Source organism: Arcobacter sp. ISO1 (assembly GCF_058105185.1).
Map to the genome: position 1 here is coordinate 638,189 of NZ_CM176573.1, position 20,760 is coordinate 658,948.

Sequence of the window (20,760 nt, forward strand, 5' to 3'; positions counted from 1 at the left end):
TTTTTTATCTATTTTTAGTTAATTTTATTCAATTTCATACTAGTTTTGCTTTAAAAAGAGTAGATTTTTAAAAAAAATTGATTTTTAAAAAAGAAATTATAACAAATTTTATGGTATTATTGCCTAAATTTAAAAAGAAAAGGTTAAATATGGATTTTAAAGAAGTAAAAGAATTAATAAGAATTTTTGATAAAAGTGAATTAAGTAAATTAAAATTAAAAGATGGTGAATTTGAATTATCTATGCAAAAAGGGTTTGAAACTGGTACTGTTGTAAACCAAACACCTGCTTCTGTTGTGGCACCTGCTCCCTCAGCAGCACCTGCTCCTGTTGCAAACAATACAGTAACTTGTTCAACTGAAGATCCAAGTGTTTGTGGTGATACTATTAACGCACCTATGGTTGGAACTTATTATTCTTCTCCATCTCCAGAAGCACCTACTTTTGTTAAAGAGGGAGATACAGTTAAAAAAGGTCAAACTTTATGTATCTTAGAAGCTATGAAAATCATGAATGAGGTTGAAGCTGAATTTGATTGTAAAATCTTAAAAATATTAGTTGATAACTCTGCACCAGTTGAATATGACATGCCACTTTTCTTAATTGAAAAAATATAAGCTGAGAGTTTCACATGGCTGAAATTAAAAAAATATTAATCGCCAATAGAGGTGAAATAGTTCAAAGAGCTATTAGAACTATCAGAGAAATGGGTAAAAAGTCTGTTGCTGTTTATTCTGCAGGGGATAAAAATGCGGCATATTTAAAACATGCAGATGAAGCAATTTGTATTGGTGATGTTAAATCAATTGATTCATATTTGAATATTCCAGCAATAATTACTGCTGCTGAAATTACAGGTTGTGATGCAATTTTCCCAGGATATGGATTTTTATCTGAAAATCAAGATTTTGTAGAAATTTGTAAATTACATGGAATTAAATTTATTGGTCCATCAACAGAAGTTATGGAAAAAATGGCTGATAAGTCTAAAGCAAAAGACGAGATGATTAAAGCTGGTGTTCCTGTTGTTCCTGGATCTGAAGGTGCTGTACATTCTGTTGAAGAAGGTAAAAAAGTAGCAGCTGAGATTGGATATCCTATTATGGCTAAAGCTTCTGCTGGTGGTGGAGGTAGAGGTATGAGACTTATTGAGTCTGAAGATAAATTTGAAAATCTATTTACAGCTGCATCTTCTGAAGCCTTAGCTGCATTTGGTGATGGGACTATGTATCTTGAAAGATTTATCAATAACCCAAGACATATAGAAGTTCAAGTTATTGGTGATTCTCATGGAAATGCAATCCATGTTGGTGAAAGAGATTGTTCTCTACAAAGAAGACACCAAAAAGTAATTGAAGAATCTCCAGCAATTTTATTAAGTGATGAAACAAGAAAACATCTTCACGATGTTGCAGTTAAAGCTACTAAATATTTAAACTATGAGGGTGCTGGTACATTTGAGTTTTTAGCAGATGATAAACAAAATGTATACTTCATGGAAATGAATACAAGACTTCAAGTTGAACATCCTGTTTCTGAAATGGTATCAGGTATGGATATTGTTGAATGGATGATTAGAGTAGCAGAAGGTGAAGAATTGCCTTCTCAAGAGTCTATTAAATTTAGAGGTCATGCTATTGAGGTTAGAATCACTGCAGAAGACCCAAATAACTTCTTACCTTGTCCAGGAAAAGTAAAACAATGGTTTGTTCCAGGTGGTAGAAATGTAAGAGTTGATTCACATGTTTATGCTGGATATGTAGTTCCTCCATATTATGATTCAATGATTGGGAAACTAATTGTTTGGGGAAGAGATAGAGAAAAAGCTATCAATATTATGAAAAGAGCATTAAACGAATTTGAAGTAGAAGGGATTAAAACAACAATTCCATTCCATATAAAAATGATGGAAAATAAAGATTTTAATTCAAATAATTATGATACAAAATATTTAGAAAACTACAAAGGTTTAGAAGACCTATAAAATAAGAGTGGAAATCCACTCTTATTCTACAAAAGCTTATATTTATCTTAATTTAGATATAATCCGCCACTTACACGAAAATATAATCTATAGTTTACTTTGAGTCTGCAATTCAAGCTCCTGTTTAAATATCGATTTAACAGTTTTTTAATTTATACTTAGTTTTGAGTTAAAGGTTATATTGCTGTGTATTAAATTTACATATTAAGGTAACCAATGACTTTTAACGAGTTTAATTTAAAAGAAAGATTACAAGATGCAATCACTGAAGCTGGATTCAAAGAACCAAGCCCAATTCAAAGAGATGCAATTCCTGTAGTTTTAGAAGGAAAAGATATTGTCGGTCAAGCGCACACAGGAACTGGAAAAACTGCTGCATTTGGACTTCCAATATTAAATATGATGAAGGGTAACTCTGGCGTTGAGGCTGTTGTTATTGTTCCAACAAGAGAACTTGCAATGCAAGTTTCAGATGAATTATTTAGATTTGGTAAAAATCTAAAAATCAATACTGCTACAGTTTATGGTGGACAATCATACTCAAGACAATTAAAACATATCGAAAATGCAGGTGTTATTATTGCTACTCCAGGAAGATTTTTAGATCTTTTAAAGGGTGGAAAAATCAATATTAAACCATCTTTTGTTGTTTTAGATGAAGCAGATGAGATGTTAGATATGGGATTTCTAGATGATATAAAAGAAATTTTTACATATCTTCCTGAGCAAAGACAAACTTTACTATTTTCTGCAACTATGCCAACAGCTATTAAAAACTTAGCTAAAACTATTTTAAAAGAACCAGAGTTTATTACAATCACAAAAAGTGAAGTTACAAACTCAAAAATTACTCAATCTTTTTATGTTGTTGATGAACATGAAAGAGATGACGCATTAATTAGATTATATGATTTTAAAAACCCTGAAAAATCTATTATTTTTTGTAGAACAAAAAAAGAAGTTGACAGACTTTCTACTTTTTTAGTATCTCAAGGATTCTCTGCAAAGGGACTTCATGGTGATATGGAACAAAGACAAAGAGAAGAGGCTATTAAAGCATTTAAAAAAAGCAAATTAGAAATTCTAATTGCAACTGATGTTGCGGCAAGAGGATTAGATGTTAATGACGTATCTCACGTATTTAATTACCATTTACCATTTGATTCAGAAAGCTATGTTCATAGAATTGGTAGAACTGGTCGTGCTGGTAAAGAAGGTAGAGCAGTTTCAATTGTTACTCCACATGAATTTAGAATGTTACAAAAAATTCAAAAAGATACTGGTGGAAAACTTGAAGCTAAAGTTATACCAAATATTAATTCAGTAAAAGAGAAAAAAACTGATTCATTAAAAAGTAAAATTAGTGATCAAAAGGTTTATGATTCTGGAATTGATTTAGTTGAATCTTTAAAAGAAGATTATGATTTATCAACTATTGCCCATAAATTGGCTTCTATTTTAACAAATGATACATATGTTAAAGGTGGAAACTTCATAGGTAAATCAGAAAATGACATCCAAAGACTTTTTGAAAGACTTCAAAATGATAGAGGTGGAGATAGAAGCTCAAAAGGTAGAGGCCGAGGTGGCTACAACAGAGGTGGAAGATCTAGAAATGATAGAGGTGGAAGATCTAGAAATAGAAATTCATCAGATAGAAATTCATCAGAAAGAAGAGGTAGAAGAGCTTAAACTCTTCCTCTTTAAAACACTTTTAAACTGCGTAGTAGTTTTTAAGTGTTTTCTTCGCTTTTTTATAAGCTTCTTTTGAACTTTTTCCAAATCCTCTAAATGCACCATCTTTATTAAAAAATTCAATAATATTTAAATTACCTTTTTTCATTGTAATAACTCTAAATACATCATATTTCTTTTTAACTTTAGAAATAGTGTGAGAATCTTGTTCTCTAATAATTGAAATACTCATTTTGTCTCCTTTTATTTATTTTCTCTATATTTTATACCTATATTACATAAAAAAATTTATTTTGTCAAGCTTGAATGAAAAAAGTTAGTTTTTTTAAGGGAAAATTAATGAAGAATTTCAAAATTTCGTAAGAATATAATATAGATAAATAAAATAAAATACTAATTTTTACTATAAAATTTTTAAGTTTAGTTAAAGAATGTATAAATATTAACCCAGTAAAATCCTATCAAAATTAGATTACAGAACAATTACAAAAAAGGATACTCATTGGATATTAACACAATGGAAAGTTTTGATAAGGCAACTGAAAAAACCTTACCCGGTTTTGCGAAAGTATCACTAGCCCTTTTATTTATGGTGCTGGTATTTTTATGGTCTTATAATTCTCATGGTGGAGTTCAAAATCATATGTTTTTAGTTATAGGTGCAGTTTTTGGTGCATATATGGCTATGAATATAGGTGCAAATGATGTTGCAAACAACGTAGGACCAGCGGTTGGCTCTAAAGCTCTTACTTTAATGTGGGCTATTATTATTGCTGCAATTTTTGAAGCTTTAGGAGCCTTTATTGCTGGAGGGGATGTTGTTAAGACGATTAAAAAAGGGATTATCGATCCTGCTTTAATTACAAATCCTGATATCTTTATTTGGGCGATGACAGCTGCCTTATTATCTGCTGCGTTATGGTTAAACTTTGCAACTTCAATAGGAGCTCCTGTTTCAACTACTCACTCAATTGTCGGTGGGGTAATGGGAGCAGGAATTGCTGCTGCTGGATTTGAAATTGTTTCATGGGGAACAATGGGTAAAATTGCTGCTTCATGGGTCATTTCTCCTGTATTAGGGGGGATTATTGCTGCTTCATTTTTATACTATATAAAGCGTAATATAATGTATAAAAAGGATTTGATTGAAGCTGCAAATAAATTTGTACCTATTTTAGTTGCTGTTATGACATGGGCATTTTCAACATACCTCATCTTAAAAGGTATAAAAAAACTTATTAAGCTTGATTTCTTATCAGCTGCAGGAATTGGTATTGTAATTGCTGTAATATGTTATGTGTTAATAAAACCAATAATTGCAAAAGCTTCAAAAAAAATCTCAAATGATAGAGATGGTGTAAATACTTTATTTATAATACCTTTAATTTTCGCTGCTGCACTATTATCTTTTGCCCATGGGGCAAATGATGTTGCAAATGCGATTGGACCCTTAGCAGCTATTAGTGATGCTGTTATGAGTGCGGGAGTTAATACTAAAGTAGGTATTCCTTTTTGGGTTATGGCAGTTGGTGCAATAGGTATTGCAATTGGACTTGCATTATATGGACCTAAATTAATTAAAACTGTTGGTTCTGAAATTACTGAGCTTGACCAAGTAAGAGCCTTCTCAATAGCAATGGCTGCAGCTATTACAGTTATTATTGCTTCTCAATTAGGATTACCTGTATCTTCTACACACATCGCCGTTGGTGGTGTTTTTGGAGTTGGGTTTTTAAGAGAATTTCTAGACTCATCAGAATCAAAATTTATTGCTGATACTAGAAGAAAGTTTAAAAAAGATAAAAAGATTTTAGAAAACTATGAACTTGAACTAGTAGAACTAGAAAAGTTAGAGAAAAAAAGTAAATCAGACTATGTAAGAATTGCTGAGCTTTATAGACTTATTGATGAAAAAATTGATCAAGTTAGAGAAGAGAAAAAAGAGTTCAAACTTGCAAAAAGAGTTAAATATGTAAAAAGAGATGCAGTTAAAAAAATTATTGCTGCATGGATTATTACAGTTCCAGCGGCAGCTTGTTTATCTGCTGCAATTTTCTTTATGATAAAAGGTATAATGGCTTAAAAGCTAAGGTACTGCTACATTATGATAAAATGTCCTTTTTAAAAAAGGACGTTTTATCGAAGCACTAATTTCAGTAGCAACAATCTATTTATTTATTATTATAGGCTTTATTTTTAAACTTGTATACAAAGAGCAAGTAAATGAAAAAACGATTGTTTTATTAAACTTATACTTCTTACAACCAATACTTATTTTTTGGGGTTTAACTAGAACCCCTATTGATGAACGATTTATACTATCACCACTTATCTATTTTGTGGTAATATTTATAACCTTAGCCTTAGCACTTTTTTATTCAAAAATTATTTTTAAAAATGAAATTCAAGATAAATCTATTTTCAGGGCAGTATCTTTAGTTGGAAATACAGGAAACCTAGGTATCCCTTTGGGAATTGCTTTATTTGGAGTTGCGTCAGTTCCTTATACATCTATTTTAAATATTGCAAATGTATTTTTTATCTATATCTTCTCTGTATACTTTTTTGCTGGAGATAAATTTAAATTTGTCGATGCTTTAAAAGAGGTTTTTAAAATCCCTGCCATTCATGTAACAATAATTGCTTTAGCCTTTAACCATTTTGGTTTTACATTAAGTGAAGAGTTTGATAAATTTTTTACCATGGGTGCTTATGCAGCAATTGTAATGCAATTAGTAATTTTTGGGATATTTATGTCCCAAGTAAAAATTAGAAGTGCAAACTGGAAGTTGGCATTAAATATCTCTTTATTTAAACATATAATTCTTCCTTTGGTTGGTATTTATGTGATTTTCCTATTTGATGTAGAACCATTTATTGGTGCAATTATCTTTTTAGAACTTCTTGTACCCTTAGCTGTAAATAATGTAAACCTGTCAGCTTTATACAATTGTAAACCAATAGATACAACATTTTCAGTTTTAATTAGTTCTGCTGTATTTGTTGCATTTATTTATATCTATATTCTTATAATTCATAACTTTTTCGGACTATAAAATGTGTGGTATATTAGGTTGTAACTTCCTTTCATCAAATTTTGATGAAGCTTTAGAGAACTTAAATAATAGAGGGCCTGATTTTAATAAAAAAGTTCAAGTAGAGAATAAACTTTTTGGACATACAAGATTATCAATAATTGATTTAGACAATGAAGCAAATCAACCTATGGTTTTTGACGATATATTAATTGTTTTTAACGGTGAAATATATAACTATAAAGAGCTTATAAAAGAGGAAAACTTAGAAGTTAAAACTGCTTCTGATACAGAGGTTTTAATTAGACTCTATCAAAAATACCAAGAGAAGTTTTTAAATAAGATAAATGGAATGTTTAGCTTTTGTATTTACGATATAAAAGAGGATAAATATTTTTGTGCTAGAGATAGATATGGGAAAAAACCTTTTTTCTATCATTTTGATGGAGAAAATTTTGTTTTTTCAAGTTCAATAAAATCTATTATTAAAATACTTGGAACAACTCCAAAACTAAATAAAGTAGCCTTATCACAATATTTACAGTACTTTGTACCTTTAGGTGAAAATAGTTTTTATCAAGGGATCAATGCCTTAGAAAACTCTACATATATGATTTTAAAGAATAATACAATTTCAATGAAGAAGTATTATAAAATCAACACTTATAAAAGAATAAAAACAGAAGATGAAGCTTTATTTTCAATTGAAGAACTTCTTTTCAAGTGCGTTGAATCAAGACTAGTTTCAGATGTAGAAGTTGGAAGTTTATTAAGTGGTGGTATTGATAGCTCTTTAATCTCGGCACTTTATTCAAAAATTACAAATAAAAAAATCAATACCTTTTCAATTGGCTATGATGAATATAAAAACTATTGTGAACTTGATTTTGCTAAAATTACAGCAGAACATATTAACTCTAATCACCACCCTGTAACTATTTCAAAAAATGATTTTATAGAGTATTTTGAAGATACTTTACTAGCGTTAGAACAACCCCATGGTGATAGTGCTGCAATTCCATTGAATATTTTAACCAATAAAATCCATAATATGGGGATAAAAACAGTTTTAAGTGGAGAAGGAAGCGATGAATTATTTTTAGGATATGACAATTATGCAAAGTTTTTAAGATATTATGATTTTGAAAAAACTTTAAGTGACGATCAAAATGGATTTTTAAACTCCATAATTAGTGCCTTACAAAATAATACTAAAGAGAGTGAATATTTAAGAAGAATAGTAAAAAAACAGACCATATATAACTCTTTTGGTGAAATCTTTTCAGATTCACAGAAAAAAAGGTTATTTAATAAGGTTCCCACTTTTAAATCTGAAAATCCAAAAAAAGACCCTGTTGATTGGATGAGTTATATAGATCTTAAAATTTGGCTAGGTGAAGCTTTATTAAGTAAAGTTGATAGGGTATCTATGAGAAACTCTTTAGAGCTTAGAACACCATTTTTAGATGTAAGGTTAGTTGATTTAGTTTTTTCAATTGATTCAAAAATAAAAGTTGGAGACACCAATAAATATCTTCTTAAAAAAATTGCATCTAAATATATCCCTGAAAAAATTATTAATCGAACAAAAAAAGGTTTTAACTCCCCTTTTAATGAATGGATTCATGAAGAATACAAAGATTCAATTTTAGATACTATTTTACTTGTTAACAAAGAAACCGCTTTATTCAACGATGAATACATAAAACAAATCTATAATTTATCTAAAAATAGAAAATTTAAACAGCATTTATGGAGTTTATTTATTTTCTCGATTTGGTACAAAAAGAATTATATTTTTTAATAAGTCATAAAACTATATAATACGCAACATTGAAAGGATAGATGCATGAATTTATTAATCCCTGTTGACAGTAATAAAAGGCATGAAGCCATTATTACAACACTTGATGTGTCATCATATTGGGCTTTTATAGAGTTAAATGAAGGACAAATTTCAAGTTGTAAGTTTTATAAAGATAGAAATGATATTGAAGCTTTTGTTGAAACAGTAGTTGTAATCAATGATGCTGAATATGTATGGCAATTCCAAGAAGAAGGTATTGCGATTTTAGTTGCGCCAAAACAAAGAAGTATTGATGAAATTGTAGAAGCTTTCTTATTTAGTGAGCTACATGATTTAACTATTTAAGTTCTAATAAGATAATATTTCACTCTTTTGGTCGTATAACTCAGTGGTAGAGTGCCACCTTGACATGGTGGTGGTCACTGGTTCAAATCCAGTTACGACCACCATCTTTATATAATAACTATTAATAATAAATTTATATATTTATAATATTTTATTTTAAGTAAAATTTAACGATAATACAAAATATTTTCTTTTCCATAACTAAGGACATACTTGAGATATTTTGAAATTACTACTTTATTCATTGCCATTGCCATCTCTTTATTTCTTGGTATTAATGTATTTATAGTTAATAGTATTGAGGAATCTAAAGATCACTTAGCATTAATGATTGAAAATGAAATTCAAACACATCCTAGTGCATCTCAAAATACTACTACATCTACTCCAATCTATGATGAAAATGGTTTTGAAATAGAAAATAATGAAAATAAAGACTCAAACCTCACAGAATCAGAAATTTCTAACTTTGAACTTGAAAATAAATAACATTCTTAATTAATAATCTGTTAAAATTTTTTAATCTATTTAAAAAAGGGAAAAAATGAGAAATTTAGTGAAAATACTAGTTATAGTATCTTTAGTTGTAAGTTTTTCTTCTGCAAAAAAAGTTTACAAACTAAAAATGGCTACCACATGGGGACCAACACTATCTCCATTATTTGATGCAGCTGTTAATATGGCGAAAATGGCTGAAGAGATGTCTAATGGCGAATTAAAAATTAAAGTTGATGCTGCTAATAAACATAAAGCTCCATTTGGAGTTTTAGATATGGTAAAAGGTGGACAATATGATTTAGGACATTCCGCTTCATATTACTGGAAAGGTAAAGATATTGCTACTTTACCATTTACGTCTATGCCCTTTGGTTTAACTGCACCCGAACAATACGCTTGGTTTTATTATGGCGGTGGTTTAGAATTGATGCAAAAAGTATACGCAAGACACAATCTTTATTCTTATCCAGGTGGAAGTACTGGAGTTCAAATGGGTGGATGGTTTAAAAAAGAGATTAATAGTGTTGAAGATTTAAAGGGTATTAAAATGAGAATACCAGGATTTGCTGGAGAAATTATGGCAAAACTTGGTGTACAAGTAACAAATATTGCTCCAGGTGAACTTTATACTGCATTAGAGCGAAACAATATTGATGCTTTGGAGTGGGTAGGACCATCAATGGATATAAATATGGGATTTCATAAGGTAGCTCCATATTATTATACAGGTTGGCATGAACCAGCATCAGAGATGCATTTCATGGTTAATAAAAAAGTTTTTGATAAACTACCTAAACACCTACAAGCTATTTTAGAAAACTCTATGAAATTAGCAGCTTATAATATGTATGCACAAAATTATGATATGAATGCTACTGCATGGAAAAAAATGAAAGAAGAGATTCCTTCTATTCAAGTAAAAACTTTTCCAAAAGAAGTTATGGATGCTATGAAAAAAGCAAACAAAGAACTAAGAGAAGAATTATCAGCTAAATCTCCTGCGTTAAAAGAGGTTTTAGATTCTCAAGATAAATATTTGAAAAAAGTAAGAGAATGGACAAAAATGTCTGATTATTTATATATTAAAGACAATATCTAAATTTATTAAGATATTGATGTGATTAGTTTTTTCTAATCACATCATAGATATCTGTTCTTCTATCTTTTAAGTTATTTACACTTCCAATATTATGTAACTCTTTTAATAATTCTAAATCAACATCAGCAATTAAAATCATCTCTGTATTAGGCGTTGATTCTGCTTTTATACCATTTGCAGGAAAAGCAAAATCACAAGGAGTAAATACTGCAGATTGTGCATATTGTATATCCATATTACTTACTTTTGGAAGGTTACCTACACAACCTGCAATTGCAACATAACATTCGTTTTCAACGGCTCTTGCTTGTGCACACAGCCTAACTCTAGAGTAACCATTTTGGGTATCCGTTAAAAAGGGAACAAAAAGTATATTCATCCCATCATTAGCAAGTAATCTACTTAATTCAGGAAATTCTGAATCATAACAAATCAAAATTCCTATTTTTCCACAATCAGTATCAAAGGTTTTAATCTCATTTGAACCTTGTAATCCCCAAACTTTTTCTTCATCTGGTGTTACATGAATCTTTGCATACCTTTCAATAGTTCCATCTCTTTTACATAAAAATCCAACGTTTTGAAGAATACCATCAACAAGTTCTGGCATACTTCCAGTTATAATATTTATATTATAAGAGATTGCAAGGGAAGAAAAGGCATCTTTAAATTGAGGTGTATACTCTGCAAGTTTTCTTATTGCATCTGCTTCACTTAAGTGATTATATTTTGCCATTAAAGGAGCATTAAAAAATTCTGGGAAAAGTGCAAAATCACTTCTATAACTTGATACAGACTTTACAAAATATTCTGCTTGCTCTAAAACTTCATCTATATTTTTATAAGGTCTTACTTGCCATTGTATAAGCCCTAATCTAATTACAGACTTTTCTTGCATAGGTGTTGTTGTTGGCTTAGTATAATAAATATTATCCCATCTTAAAAGACATGCATACTCTTTACTATCAATATCACCTTCAAGATAGTTTTTAATAACCCTTTGTACATAAAAATCATTTGATAACTGAAAATTTAAAACTGGGTCATAAATCTCCCGTGATTTTACCTTTTGTATATACTCTTTTGGGCTTATCTCGTTTGCATATTTTGCATAATTTGGGATTCTTCCACCAAAAATAATACCTTTGAGGTTTTTTTCTTCACAAAGCTCTTTTCTAAACTCATAGAGTCTTCTTCCAAGCCTTAGACCCCTAAATTTTTTATTTATAAAAATATCTACACCATAAAGCATATTTCCATTTTTATCATGGGTATTAAAACTATAATCTCCAGTGATCTCTTTATAACTATGGGTATCATCAAACTTATTATAATCAACAATAATTGATAGAGCAAAGCCAGCTAATTCATCATTGATTTTAATTCCAACTTGTCCATCTGCAAATTTTTCAATCAATGCATAAAATTCATCTTGTGTCCATGTTGAATCATCAAGATGTCTATATTCATTTTCCATTAATCGTACAATTTCTAAATGGTCCTCTTTTTTTAGATAAACCAATTCTATTTTGTCTATTTGTTCAGTATCTTCCATCTTTATTCTTTTTTATTTACTAAAATCCATTTGGATTAAAACCACCTGTTGGATCAAAACCTGTGTCAAATCCACCATCAAAACCTGCACCTGTCATATATTGCATTGATCTATCCTCAAAACCATTTTGAACAGATTTCATTCTTAGGTTCATTATATCAGTTTTAGGGTCTATAAATTGGGGGCATACAATTGTGCAGTTTCCACATAAAGTACAGTCCCATACTCCATTATCTTGTACCTTTTCTAAGATTTGTACTTTTTCTGATTCTTTTTTATCGTCTACATATCTTAAAGCTCTTGTTAATGCATAAGGTCCTAAAAATTTATCATTTACTTCATAGATAGGACATGAGCTAAAACAACTTTGACAAAGTATACAATTGCTTTGTGTATCTATTAACTTTTCATCTTCTTTAGTGATTTTAGTTTCTTCTAATTTATTTAAAAATGAGTTTGAGTTTTTTAGAAGTTTTGATTCATGTTCTAAATCTACAATTAGATCTTTTATCACTTTTGTATTTTTAATTGGTTCTATTAAGTCGTTTCCATTTAATTTACTTTTACAAGCTAACTTTTCTACACCATTTACTCTTACAGAACAACTTCCACAAATACCAGTTCTACATCCACACCTAAATGCTAAAGATTCATCATGTTTTACTTTTACTTCAATAATTGATTCTAAAATAGTTTCTTTTTGTTTAATATCATAATCTACTATTTCATCAATCTCTTGTTCTTTATTAAATCTTTTTATCTTGATAATCATAGAACATCCTCAAAGTAGTTTTCTATTTTGCCTTTATTTAATAAGCAGACACTATTTTTTTCATATTCTGAAGATTCCTCTTTAAAATCTATTCTAAAATGAGCTCCTCGACTCTCTTTTCGTTGAATTGCAGATAAAAGAATAGCTTCACTAAGAGTAATTAGATTTTTTAATTCTAGTAGTTCTATAAGGTTTTTATTATATATTTTATCTTTGTTTTTTATACCAATTTTTTCAATATCTTCTTTCTTTTTATATATATAATCTAATGCTTTTATTAATTTTTTTTCTTCTCTAAATAATCCTACATTTACAAAAAAAAGCTTTCCTATCTCTTTTTTTATTTTTAAATAGTCTATGTTAATATCTTTTTTAAATATCTCTTCTATTTCTTTTTTATTTTTTTTAACTTGCCTATCACTTACAGTTAAATTATTAATGTTTTTTGCACATTCACTTGCATTTTTACCTGCTACTTGCCCAAAAGTGATAATCTCTAATAAAGAGTTTCCTCCAAGTCTATTTGCACCATGAATTCCACTTTGTGAACACTCACCGCAAGCATATAGATTTCTTACAGAAGTTTTGGCATCTATATCAGTCTCGATGCCTCCCATAGTATAATGTGCTGATGGGTTAATTGGTATTAAATCTTCTTCCATTTTTAGATTTAAAAAGTCAATTACAAGTTTTCTTTCTTGAGGCATTGCTTCTTTTATTTTTTCAACACCAAGATGTCTTAGGTCTAAATATACTTTTTCCCCATCATGATTCTTTTTAAAGATTGCCCTTGCAACTTCATCCCTTGGTTTTAATTCATCAATAAATCTATTCCCATCTTTATCAACTAAATAACCACCCTCACCCCTTGCACTTTCACTTATTAAAATGTTTTTGTCTTCTAATGTTGTTGGGTGAAATTGGACAAATTCCATATTTGATAATTTTGCTTTTGCTCTTAAAGCTACAGCTATACCATCACCAGTTGAGACAAAAGAGTTTGTTGTAAACTGATGATAAAGTCCAGCATATCCACCTGTTGCTAAGATTACAGTTTTTGCATCTATTTGAAGGACTTCGGATGTTTGCATATTAAGAACTATAGCACCTTTTACGTAGTTATCTTCTACTATTAAATCTAATAAATAGTGTTCATTTAAAAATTCTATTTCTTTTTTAATACATTGATCATATAATGTATGAAGTATTTTTAAGCCTGTGTAATCTGAACTATAACAAGTTCTTTTAGCTTTTGTGCCTCCAAATTTTCTTTGGGCAATTTCAGAATTTTCATTTCTACTAAAAGGAACGCCTATTGAATCTAACCACATTAATGTATTTTTTGAGTTTTCACATAAGTATTTAATATTTCTTTTATTTGCTAATTTATGAGATGCTTTATGGGTGTCATTTATATAATTATTATTGTTATCGTCTTTAGTTTCAGTTAATACAGCATTAATTCCACCCTGAGCTTGACATGTTTGAGAGTGAGTAGGATATGTTTTAGATACAACAAGTACTTTACTACCATATTCTTTTGCCTTTAGTGCAGCAGTTAATCCTGCACCTCCTGAACCAATTATCAATACATCAATCATTTTACTCCCAAAACTCTTTTAAAGCTTCTTTTTGTTCTATTGTCTTTTCATCAATTGAAGAATCACTAGCTATTAAGCTAGACTCTTCCCCAATATTTAAATTTTCAATCTCTTTTAATGCTTCTTCCAAATCCATTTCGCTAAGTTCCACTTTTTGATGTTCAATTTTAGTTTCTTTCTCATCTTTAGTAACTTTTATCTCTTCATTAATTTTTTTATTTGAGTTACTATTCATCTGCTTTAAAGTTAAATATTCTTTCATCATTTTTTCATATTCTGAAAACTCCAATAACATGAACCCTGGTTTCCCATCACGTAAAATTATTGCTTTCTCAATCTCTTTTTTATTTAACTTGTCAAATATTTTTTTACTCTTTCGTATTAACTCTGTAGATGAATACATCTCTTCTGAAGTGTAGTGTAAAGGATCCATGCTTGCTCCTATGCGAATTATAGTATGTATTATACTATGTATTCTTGTATGTTGTCAAATACTAAGTTCATAACTCTATTTCTAGCTTCTGTTGAACCCCATGCAATATGTGGTGTAACTATAAGTCTATCTTTATTTTGTATAAAATTTAGTGGATTAGATTTTAGTATTGGTTCTTTACTTACTACATCAAGTCCACAATATAGTAGTTTATCACCATCTATTGCATCTGCTAAATCTTTTTCATTTATTATTCCACCTCGTCCAACATTTACTAAAATTGCTCCATCTTTTAACAAATTTAAATTAGACTTATTAATCAAATTAAAAGTTGAATCATTTAATGGTGCATGAATAGTTACAATATCTGATTTTTCTAATAATCCTTCTAAACTTTTTTGTTCATAATCTGTATTAGAATTCTTACCTGAAGTTGAATAGTAACTTACATTACAGCCAAAGCTTTTTGCTATAGTTGCAACTTTCGTTCCAATTTCACCTAAACCAATTATTCCCCAGTTTTTGTTTTCTAATTCGTAAAAAGGTTTGTCTATATGTGTGAATATATCAGACTCTCCCCAATTACCTTTTTTCACGTAATCAATATAATAATTCAATTTTTGAACAAAGTGAAATACATGGGCAAAAGTTACTTGTGAGACACTAGCTGTTGAATAACCAGCAACATTTTTAACTACTATACCTTTTTCTTTTGCGAAGTTTAGGTCAATATTATCTGTTCCTGTAGCTGTAACACAAATAAGTTTTAAATTTGAGTTTTCCATTATTTTTTTATCTATTACTACTTTATTAGTAATTACTATATCTGCAGCTTTTACTCTTTCTAGAGTCTCATCTTCATTTGTAGTGTCATATATGGTTAAATCTCCAAGAGTTTCAAACTTACTTATATCAATATCATAACCAATTGTTTTTCTGTCTAAAAATGCGATTTTCATTTTGTATACCTTTACATATTTTATTTAGTAAAGGTATCAAAATTTATTTTAATAAGTCATTATTTGTTTTTAGTAGAGAAAATTTGTTCTGCCCATTCAGTGATTGGACCTCTAAGAACTTTTTGAAGTTTAATTGCAAAAGTGTTAACTAATTCACTTCCATTTTTTGTTGAGTTTAAAAGTGTAGTCAATGAGTTTGTGTGTTTATTAACATAGAAATTATCAATTTGTTTATTACTTCCTAATACAACAACTTTACATGAATTATCAATTCTTGATAATACCATTTGCATAGTTTTATTTGACATGTTTTGTGCTTCATCAATAATTACAAAAGCATTTGATAAAGTTCTTCCTCTCATCTCACCTACCCACATGGTTTCAATTCCATAATTTTGAATAAGTTGTTCTACCCTTTGACTTACTTCTTGATCATCTAATTCTTGAATATTTTCATTGTTTCTTCTATTTGATTGTTTCTTTTTATATTCAGTTCTTATAATGTAATCTAAACTGTCCATCAAGGGATGATTATAGATTTTAAATTTTTCTTCTAAACCTGGAAGATAACCAACATCTTCACCCTTATCTAATGATTCAATCGAATTTCTGATATATATAATTTTTTGAAAGTACTTTTGTCTTACAAGTTTTAAAGCACCACTTAAAGCTAATAAAGTTTTACCTGACCCTGCTTTAGCTTCTACAATTAAAACATTGTAAAAATGTGAAAGTATCGCATTTGAGAAAAATAATTGCTCTTTATTAAGCGGAACAATTATTTGATTTCTAATCTCTGTTTCATCAAGAAGATAAATTCTTTTATTTTGAACAAAGGTCAAAATAATTTGATCTGAACTTTTTACTTTGAAACAGTAACAAAAGTTATATGGCCTATAATCTTCATCAAAATCAGTAATTAATGAATCTTCTAAGAACTCTGTTTTTTCAAAGGGTATTTCAATAGTTTTTATAAACTCATAATTAAACTCTTCTTTATCAGAGCCAATTAATGAATCAGTTTTTATATCTAAACTTACAGCTCTTGTTCTTGCCATTATGTCAAGTGATAAAAATGTAATATCTGAATTTTCATAGTATTTAAAACAATATTTTGCAATTTCTAAAATCTTTCTATCATTTATGATATTTAAGGCAACATTTTTTGTATTTAAATCATAATCTTCTTTAGAAATTACATCTATTGTTGCATTTTTATTTCCATAAATTTCAAGTCTTACAATTTTATGTCCATCTTTATTTTTTGAACTTATAATATCAGAGTTTTCAAGTATTCTTGCAAACTCTCTTGCTTGGAAGTTTATCTCATCGAAACCACTTTTTTTTGTATCAATCTCATCTAAAACTGTTTCAGGTAATACAATTAGATTTTTATTTTCATCACTTAGCTTGAAGATATTTGTTGCATCTTCAAGCAAGATATTTGTGTCTAATACATAGATTTTTTCAAAATTCATTCAGCATCTTTTGGTTTTTGTTTTAATACTTTGTATATAATAAATACTCCAAAAAGAAGTGTAAGAATAGTAAACCAAATAGAAAAAGTTTTTGTAATTACATAACCTACAATCAAAATAGATAATACTGTAGGAACTTCATTATATGCTCTAAAGAAATTACCACTTTTGGTAAAGTTTCCTTTTTCCAATTGAACTCTATAATATTCTAATGAAAAAGAATATGCCATTAAAATTAATACAGCAACAATTTTAGCTACCATCCAACCATCACCTTCTAGTAAATCTGGTCTTAGATAAATCATAAAAACACCACTAATAAAAGTTGCCCACATAGCAGGTAAACCAATATACTTGTACATCTTGTACTCTTGGATTTTTACTACATCAACAAAGTCTTTTTTGTTTTTATGTTCGGTATGATAAACATATAGCCTTGGCTGATAGAATAGCATTGCCATCCATGACATCATTGCCATAACGTGAAAAACTACTATCCATAGATAGTACTCTAAGAAAACGTCCATTTTCACCCTTTAAGTTTTAATCTTGGCCTTTTATTTTTAAAAGCCACTCATTTAATGTTTTTTCGTACCCTACATTTAGCGATTCATATAATCTTAAAGGCTTTGTCAAATACTCTTGCTTTACCCATCCTCCGAAATCGTGCGGATACAAATACCCAACATGCTGACTATCAAGATGTTTTGGTATATCTAAAATTTTACCATTTTTTACTTCATTAAGTGCTTTATTGATTCCCATATATGCAGAATTCGATTTAGGACATGATGCTAAATATATTGCACATTGTCCTAGTAGAATTCTACTTTCTGGATATCCAATCTTTGATGTTGCTAACATTGTACTTACTGCAAGATTTAGAGCATTTGGATTTGCATTACCAATATCTTCACTAGCAAAGATTACTAATCTTCTTGTGATAAATTCAACACTCTCTCCACCATCAATTAATCTAGCTAAGTAGTATAAAGCGGCATCTACATCTGAGCCCCTAAGAGATTTTATCATTGCACTAGCCAAATCGTAGTGAGAATCTTTAGAACTAACTCCATCACCTATTACATTTTCTCTTAATTCTTTTAATGTTTCATACTTTACATCAAAATCAATTTTAATGGCAAAATTAAGAAGATTTAACATAGCCCTAGCATCACCACTACTTGATAGTATTAAGTACTCTCTTGCCTCTTCATTTATCTTTATTTGGGTATTTGCAATTGCTTTATCAAGTACCTTATTCATATCTTCTTTTGTAAAGGCTTTAAACTCATATAAAAAAGACCTAGATCTAATTGCACTTGTTAAAGTAAAGAAAGGATTTTCTGTACTTGCACCAATTATTATCGCTTCATAGTTTTCCATAATTGGAAGTAAAACCTCTTGCTGATTTTTTGAAAGACGATGAACTTCATCTATAAACATAATTGGTTTTATTAGTGAATCTTTATATCTTGTAAAAATCTTTCTTAAATCATCAATTTTTATAGATGTAGCATTAAAATAGTAGTAATCAGTTCCAATGTATTTTGCAATGATTTTTGCTAAGGTAGTTTTTCCTGTTCCTGGTTTTCCATAAAAAAATAGATGTGGTATCTCTTTTTTTTCTATTAGTTTATAAAGGGCTTTATTTTTTCCAATAATGTGAGTTTGTCCTACAAAATCATCTAGATTTTGTGGACGTAATTTGTTAGCTAAATCATTCATTTTCGTTTAGGAATAATCTCAAATCTTTATATTCATCTCTTGTTAAATATCTTGATTTTCCTGTAGGAAGATTGTTTAGTGAAATCCCACCAAACTCAAATCTTTTTAAGTCCATAACTTCTAAACCAAAATGTCCAAAAAATCTTCTAAGTTCTCTATTCTTTCCTTCTGCTATTGCAACTTTTAGTTTAGAAAAATTCTTATTATTTGAGATTATTTGGTATGCTACAAATGGATCAAAGTTCATCGATTTTATTTTTGATTTTTCATGGGCTCCTGTAGTTGCATCTTCAAGTTCAAGTCCATTTAACATTGCTTCTTCAATCTTTTTGTGTATTTCACCATTTACTTTGATTTTATAAATTCTTTCAAGTTTTGAATGCATTAATTTATTAGCTACATCAACTGAATCAGTTAAAAGAATCAAACCTTCACTTGCATAATCAAGTCTTCCAATTGGCATAAAGTGTTTATATTTTTTATCTAAAGAATCAAAGATAACTTTTCTACCTTGCGGGTCATTTTTGGTTACAAGTTCCCCTTTTGGCTTATTATACATAATTACTGTATACATTCTATTTTTATCTTCTTTGATAATCTTTTTACCAATTCTTACTATATCGTCATGTTTAACTTTAGTAGCAAGGTTTTTTACTGGATTACCATTTATTGATACTTTACCCTCTTCTATTATCTTATCAGCTTCTCTTCTTGAATAATTACTATTATGAGAGATAAATTTATTTAATCTAGTTAGCTCTTCAACCTGCTCTTCGTTTTTGCCTTTCATGGCATTCCTTTGGTTTATTTTATACCTGCTTCTATCAGGTCATGAATGTGTAAAACACCAACTATTTTTTTATCTTTATCAGTGATAATTAGTAATTGAATTTTAAAATCTTCAACAATTTTAAGTGCATCACTTGCTAAGATATTTTGGTCATCTATCACTTTTGGATTTTTTGTTGCAATCTCTTCAATTTCACAGTCCATTGAAAAGTCATCTTTCATTAAAGCTCTTCTTAAATCCCCATCACTTAAAACAGAGCTTAGTTTACCCTCTTCATCTGTAATTAATACATTTCCAAGTCTACCTTCACTCATAGTTACAATTGCATCTTTTAGTTTTGTTTCACGTGAAACAATTGGTAAATCTTCAGTTCTTAATAGGTCAGAAACTTTAATAAATAGTTTTTTTCCTAAACTTCCACCTGGATGAAATGATGCGAAATCCTCTTTTTGAAAATTTCTTTTTTTCATCAAGCAAACAGCAAGTACATCACCCATAGCCATAGTTAAAGTTGTAGAAGAAGTTGGAGCTGTGTCTAATGGACAAGCCTCTTTTGATACAGAAATATCAAAAAAGAAATCTGAATATTTACCTAAAGTAGAGTTTTTATTTTTAGCCATTGCAATTAATGGTATATCAAATCTTTTTAGATGAGGAAGTAGTTGTATCAACTCTTCACTCTCTCCACTATATGAAATACCTAGAACAATATCATCTTTCCCAATCATACCTAAATCACCATGCATAGCTTCTGTAGGGTGAAGGAAGAACGATGATGTTCCTGTACTAGCTAGTGTAGCAGCAATTTTTGCTCCTACTAATCCTGATTTTCCTACACCTGTAACTATAAGTTTTCCTTTACAGTTAACAATTAACTCTATAGCTTTTTCTAAATCAAAATCAGAAATATTTTTTGAAGCATTTATTAATTCATTTGCTTCTGTATCTAATACCTCTTGGGCAATTTTATTAAAATCCATT

The 20,760-nt window shown here is 29.2% G+C and carries 20 protein-coding genes and 1 tRNA gene; 10 read left to right on the forward strand and 11 right to left on the reverse strand.

Annotated elements, in window-relative coordinates; all coding sequences use genetic code 11:
* Positions 1 to 149 precede the first annotated feature (149 nt).
* From accB to AC2TY9_RS03265, 3 genes are all read left to right on the forward strand, one after another.
* Positions 150 to 617: an acetyl-CoA carboxylase biotin carboxyl carrier protein gene (gene accB / locus AC2TY9_RS03255; protein WP_489779505.1), complete on the forward strand. Its 468-nt coding sequence runs from the start codon at positions 150 to 152 to the stop codon at positions 615 to 617.
* A gap of 14 nt (positions 618 to 631) precedes the next feature.
* Positions 632 to 1,984, forward strand: coding sequence for an acetyl-CoA carboxylase biotin carboxylase subunit (locus tag AC2TY9_RS03260; protein ID WP_489779506.1), 1,353 nt, complete (start codon positions 632 to 634; stop codon positions 1,982 to 1,984).
* 216 nt (positions 1,985 to 2,200) lie between these two features.
* Positions 2,201 to 3,676, forward strand: coding sequence for a DEAD/DEAH box helicase (locus AC2TY9_RS03265; protein ID WP_489779507.1), 1,476 nt, complete (start codon positions 2,201 to 2,203; stop codon positions 3,674 to 3,676).
* Positions 3,677 to 3,698: 22 nt separating this feature from the next.
* Here the strand turns inward: AC2TY9_RS03265 and AC2TY9_RS03270 are convergent, their stop codons facing one another.
* Positions 3,699 to 3,911 (reverse strand): hypothetical protein, encoded by a 213-nt coding sequence (locus AC2TY9_RS03270; RefSeq protein ID WP_489779508.1) that lies wholly within the window; start codon positions 3,909 to 3,911, stop codon positions 3,699 to 3,701.
* A 285-nt stretch (positions 3,912 to 4,196) separates the two neighbouring features.
* On the opposite strand from AC2TY9_RS03270, the gene AC2TY9_RS03275 reads away from it, so the two are divergent.
* From AC2TY9_RS03275 to AC2TY9_RS03305, 7 genes are all read left to right on the forward strand, one after another.
* Positions 4,197 to 5,762, forward strand: coding sequence for an inorganic phosphate transporter (locus AC2TY9_RS03275; RefSeq protein ID WP_489780398.1), 1,566 nt, complete (start codon positions 4,197 to 4,199; stop codon positions 5,760 to 5,762).
* Positions 5,763 to 5,871: 109 nt separating this feature from the next.
* Complete coding sequence (locus AC2TY9_RS03280; protein WP_489780399.1) at positions 5,872 to 6,735, forward strand: AEC family transporter; 864 nt, start codon at positions 5,872 to 5,874, stop codon at positions 6,733 to 6,735.
* Position 6,736: 1 nt separating this feature from the next.
* The gene (gene asnB / locus AC2TY9_RS03285) at positions 6,737 to 8,518 is read left to right on the forward strand and encodes an asparagine synthase (glutamine-hydrolyzing) (RefSeq protein WP_489779509.1); all 1,782 of its coding nucleotides are present in this window, start codon (positions 6,737 to 6,739) and stop codon (positions 8,516 to 8,518) included.
* Between the two features lie 45 nt (positions 8,519 to 8,563).
* Positions 8,564 to 8,866, forward strand: coding sequence for a hypothetical protein (locus AC2TY9_RS03290; protein WP_489779510.1), 303 nt, complete (start codon positions 8,564 to 8,566; stop codon positions 8,864 to 8,866).
* Between the two features lie 29 nt (positions 8,867 to 8,895).
* Positions 8,896 to 8,970: transfer RNA gene (locus tag AC2TY9_RS03295), tRNA-Val, on the forward strand.
* Between the two features lie 109 nt (positions 8,971 to 9,079).
* A complete protein-coding gene (locus tag AC2TY9_RS03300; RefSeq protein WP_489779511.1) occupies positions 9,080 to 9,355 on the forward strand; it encodes a hypothetical protein in 276 nt (91 codons plus the stop codon).
* 55 nt (positions 9,356 to 9,410) lie between these two features.
* Positions 9,411 to 10,463 carry a TRAP transporter substrate-binding protein gene (locus tag AC2TY9_RS03305; protein WP_489779512.1) on the forward strand — a complete coding sequence of 351 codons (1,053 nt, stop codon included), beginning with the start codon at positions 9,411 to 9,413 and terminating at the stop codon, positions 10,461 to 10,463.
* Between the two features lie 22 nt (positions 10,464 to 10,485).
* On the opposite strand, the gene AC2TY9_RS03310 is transcribed toward AC2TY9_RS03305, so the two are convergent.
* From AC2TY9_RS03310 to AC2TY9_RS03355, 10 genes are read right to left on the reverse strand one after another with little or no spacing between them, the layout of a single operon-like run.
* Positions 10,486 to 12,018: a carbon-nitrogen hydrolase family protein gene (locus AC2TY9_RS03310; protein WP_489779513.1), complete on the reverse strand. Its 1,533-nt coding sequence runs from the start codon at positions 12,016 to 12,018 to the stop codon at positions 10,486 to 10,488.
* 19 nt (positions 12,019 to 12,037) lie between these two features.
* On the reverse strand, positions 12,038 to 12,790 hold the full coding sequence (locus AC2TY9_RS03315; RefSeq protein ID WP_489779514.1) for a succinate dehydrogenase/fumarate reductase iron-sulfur subunit: 753 nt from the start codon (positions 12,788 to 12,790) through the stop codon (positions 12,038 to 12,040).
* Positions 12,787 to 14,391, reverse strand: a complete 1,605-nt coding sequence (locus AC2TY9_RS03320; protein WP_489779515.1) for an FAD-dependent oxidoreductase — start codon at positions 14,389 to 14,391, stop codon at positions 12,787 to 12,789. Before AC2TY9_RS03320 ends, AC2TY9_RS03315 begins: the two co-directional genes overlap by 4 nt.
* Before the next feature lies 1 nt (position 14,392).
* The gene (locus AC2TY9_RS03325; protein WP_489779516.1) at positions 14,393 to 14,824 is read right to left on the reverse strand and encodes a hypothetical protein; all 432 of its coding nucleotides are present in this window, start codon (positions 14,822 to 14,824) and stop codon (positions 14,393 to 14,395) included.
* 29 nt (positions 14,825 to 14,853) lie between these two features.
* A complete protein-coding gene (locus AC2TY9_RS03330) occupies positions 14,854 to 15,783 on the reverse strand; it encodes a D-2-hydroxyacid dehydrogenase (RefSeq protein ID WP_489779517.1) in 930 nt (309 codons plus the stop codon).
* Positions 15,784 to 15,842: 59 nt separating this feature from the next.
* Entirely contained in the window at positions 15,843 to 17,261 is a 1,419-nt protein-coding gene (locus AC2TY9_RS03335; protein WP_489779518.1) for a PhoH family protein, read from the reverse strand.
* Positions 17,258 to 17,788, reverse strand: coding sequence for a protoporphyrinogen oxidase HemJ (hemJ, locus tag AC2TY9_RS03340; protein WP_489779519.1), 531 nt, complete (start codon positions 17,786 to 17,788; stop codon positions 17,258 to 17,260). The genes AC2TY9_RS03335 and hemJ overlap by 4 nt, the downstream gene beginning before the upstream one ends.
* Before the next feature lie 16 nt (positions 17,789 to 17,804).
* On the reverse strand, positions 17,805 to 18,989 hold the full coding sequence (locus tag AC2TY9_RS03345) for a replication-associated recombination protein A (protein ID WP_489779520.1): 1,185 nt from the start codon (positions 18,987 to 18,989) through the stop codon (positions 17,805 to 17,807).
* Positions 18,982 to 19,779, reverse strand: a complete 798-nt coding sequence (locus AC2TY9_RS03350) for a pseudouridine synthase (protein WP_489779521.1) — start codon at positions 19,777 to 19,779, stop codon at positions 18,982 to 18,984. The genes AC2TY9_RS03345 and AC2TY9_RS03350 overlap by 8 nt, the downstream gene beginning before the upstream one ends.
* A 14-nt stretch (positions 19,780 to 19,793) precedes the next feature.
* On the reverse strand, positions 19,794 to 20,759 hold the full coding sequence (locus AC2TY9_RS03355) for a KpsF/GutQ family sugar-phosphate isomerase (RefSeq protein WP_489779522.1): 966 nt from the start codon (positions 20,757 to 20,759) through the stop codon (positions 19,794 to 19,796).
* Position 20,760 lies beyond the last annotated feature (1 nt).

What these genes read in the sequence shown, in the direction of transcription:
- AC2TY9_RS03270 (WP_489779508.1), bottom strand. Translation starts at nt 3,911, where the DNA reads ATGAGTATTTCAATTATTAGAGAACAAGATTCTCACACTATTTCTAAA.
- AC2TY9_RS03315 (WP_489779514.1), bottom strand. Translation starts at nt 12,790, where the DNA reads ATGATTATCAAGATAAAAAGATTTAATAAAGAACAAGAGATTGATGAA.
- accB (WP_489779505.1), top strand. Translation starts at nt 150, where the DNA reads ATGGATTTTAAAGAAGTAAAAGAATTAATAAGAATTTTTGATAAAAGT.
- AC2TY9_RS03320 (WP_489779515.1), bottom strand. Translation starts at nt 14,391, where the DNA reads ATGATTGATGTATTGATAATTGGTTCAGGAGGTGCAGGATTAACTGCT.
- AC2TY9_RS03355 (WP_489779522.1), bottom strand. Translation starts at nt 20,759, where the DNA reads ATGGATTTTAATAAAATTGCCCAAGAGGTATTAGATACAGAAGCAAAT.
- AC2TY9_RS03325 (WP_489779516.1), bottom strand. Translation starts at nt 14,824, where the DNA reads ATGGATCCTTTACACTACACTTCAGAAGAGATGTATTCATCTACAGAG.
- AC2TY9_RS03335 (WP_489779518.1), bottom strand. Translation starts at nt 17,261, where the DNA reads ATGAATTTTGAAAAAATCTATGTATTAGACACAAATATCTTGCTTGAA.
- AC2TY9_RS03310 (WP_489779513.1), bottom strand. Translation starts at nt 12,018, where the DNA reads ATGGAAGATACTGAACAAATAGACAAAATAGAATTGGTTTATCTAAAA.
- AC2TY9_RS03330 (WP_489779517.1), bottom strand. Translation starts at nt 15,783, where the DNA reads ATGAAAATCGCATTTTTAGACAGAAAAACAATTGGTTATGATATTGAT.
- AC2TY9_RS03350 (WP_489779521.1), bottom strand. Translation starts at nt 19,779, where the DNA reads ATGAAAGGCAAAAACGAAGAGCAGGTTGAAGAGCTAACTAGATTAAAT.
- AC2TY9_RS03265 (WP_489779507.1), top strand. Translation starts at nt 2,201, where the DNA reads ATGACTTTTAACGAGTTTAATTTAAAAGAAAGATTACAAGATGCAATC.
- AC2TY9_RS03305 (WP_489779512.1), top strand. Translation starts at nt 9,411, where the DNA reads ATGAGAAATTTAGTGAAAATACTAGTTATAGTATCTTTAGTTGTAAGT.
- AC2TY9_RS03290 (WP_489779510.1), top strand. Translation starts at nt 8,564, where the DNA reads ATGAATTTATTAATCCCTGTTGACAGTAATAAAAGGCATGAAGCCATT.
- AC2TY9_RS03275 (WP_489780398.1), top strand. Translation starts at nt 4,197, where the DNA reads ATGGAAAGTTTTGATAAGGCAACTGAAAAAACCTTACCCGGTTTTGCG.
- hemJ (WP_489779519.1), bottom strand. Translation starts at nt 17,788, where the DNA reads ATGGACGTTTTCTTAGAGTACTATCTATGGATAGTAGTTTTTCACGTT.
- AC2TY9_RS03345 (WP_489779520.1), bottom strand. Translation starts at nt 18,989, where the DNA reads ATGAATGATTTAGCTAACAAATTACGTCCACAAAATCTAGATGATTTT.
- AC2TY9_RS03260 (WP_489779506.1), top strand. Translation starts at nt 632, where the DNA reads ATGGCTGAAATTAAAAAAATATTAATCGCCAATAGAGGTGAAATAGTT.
- asnB (WP_489779509.1), top strand. Translation starts at nt 6,737, where the DNA reads ATGTGTGGTATATTAGGTTGTAACTTCCTTTCATCAAATTTTGATGAA.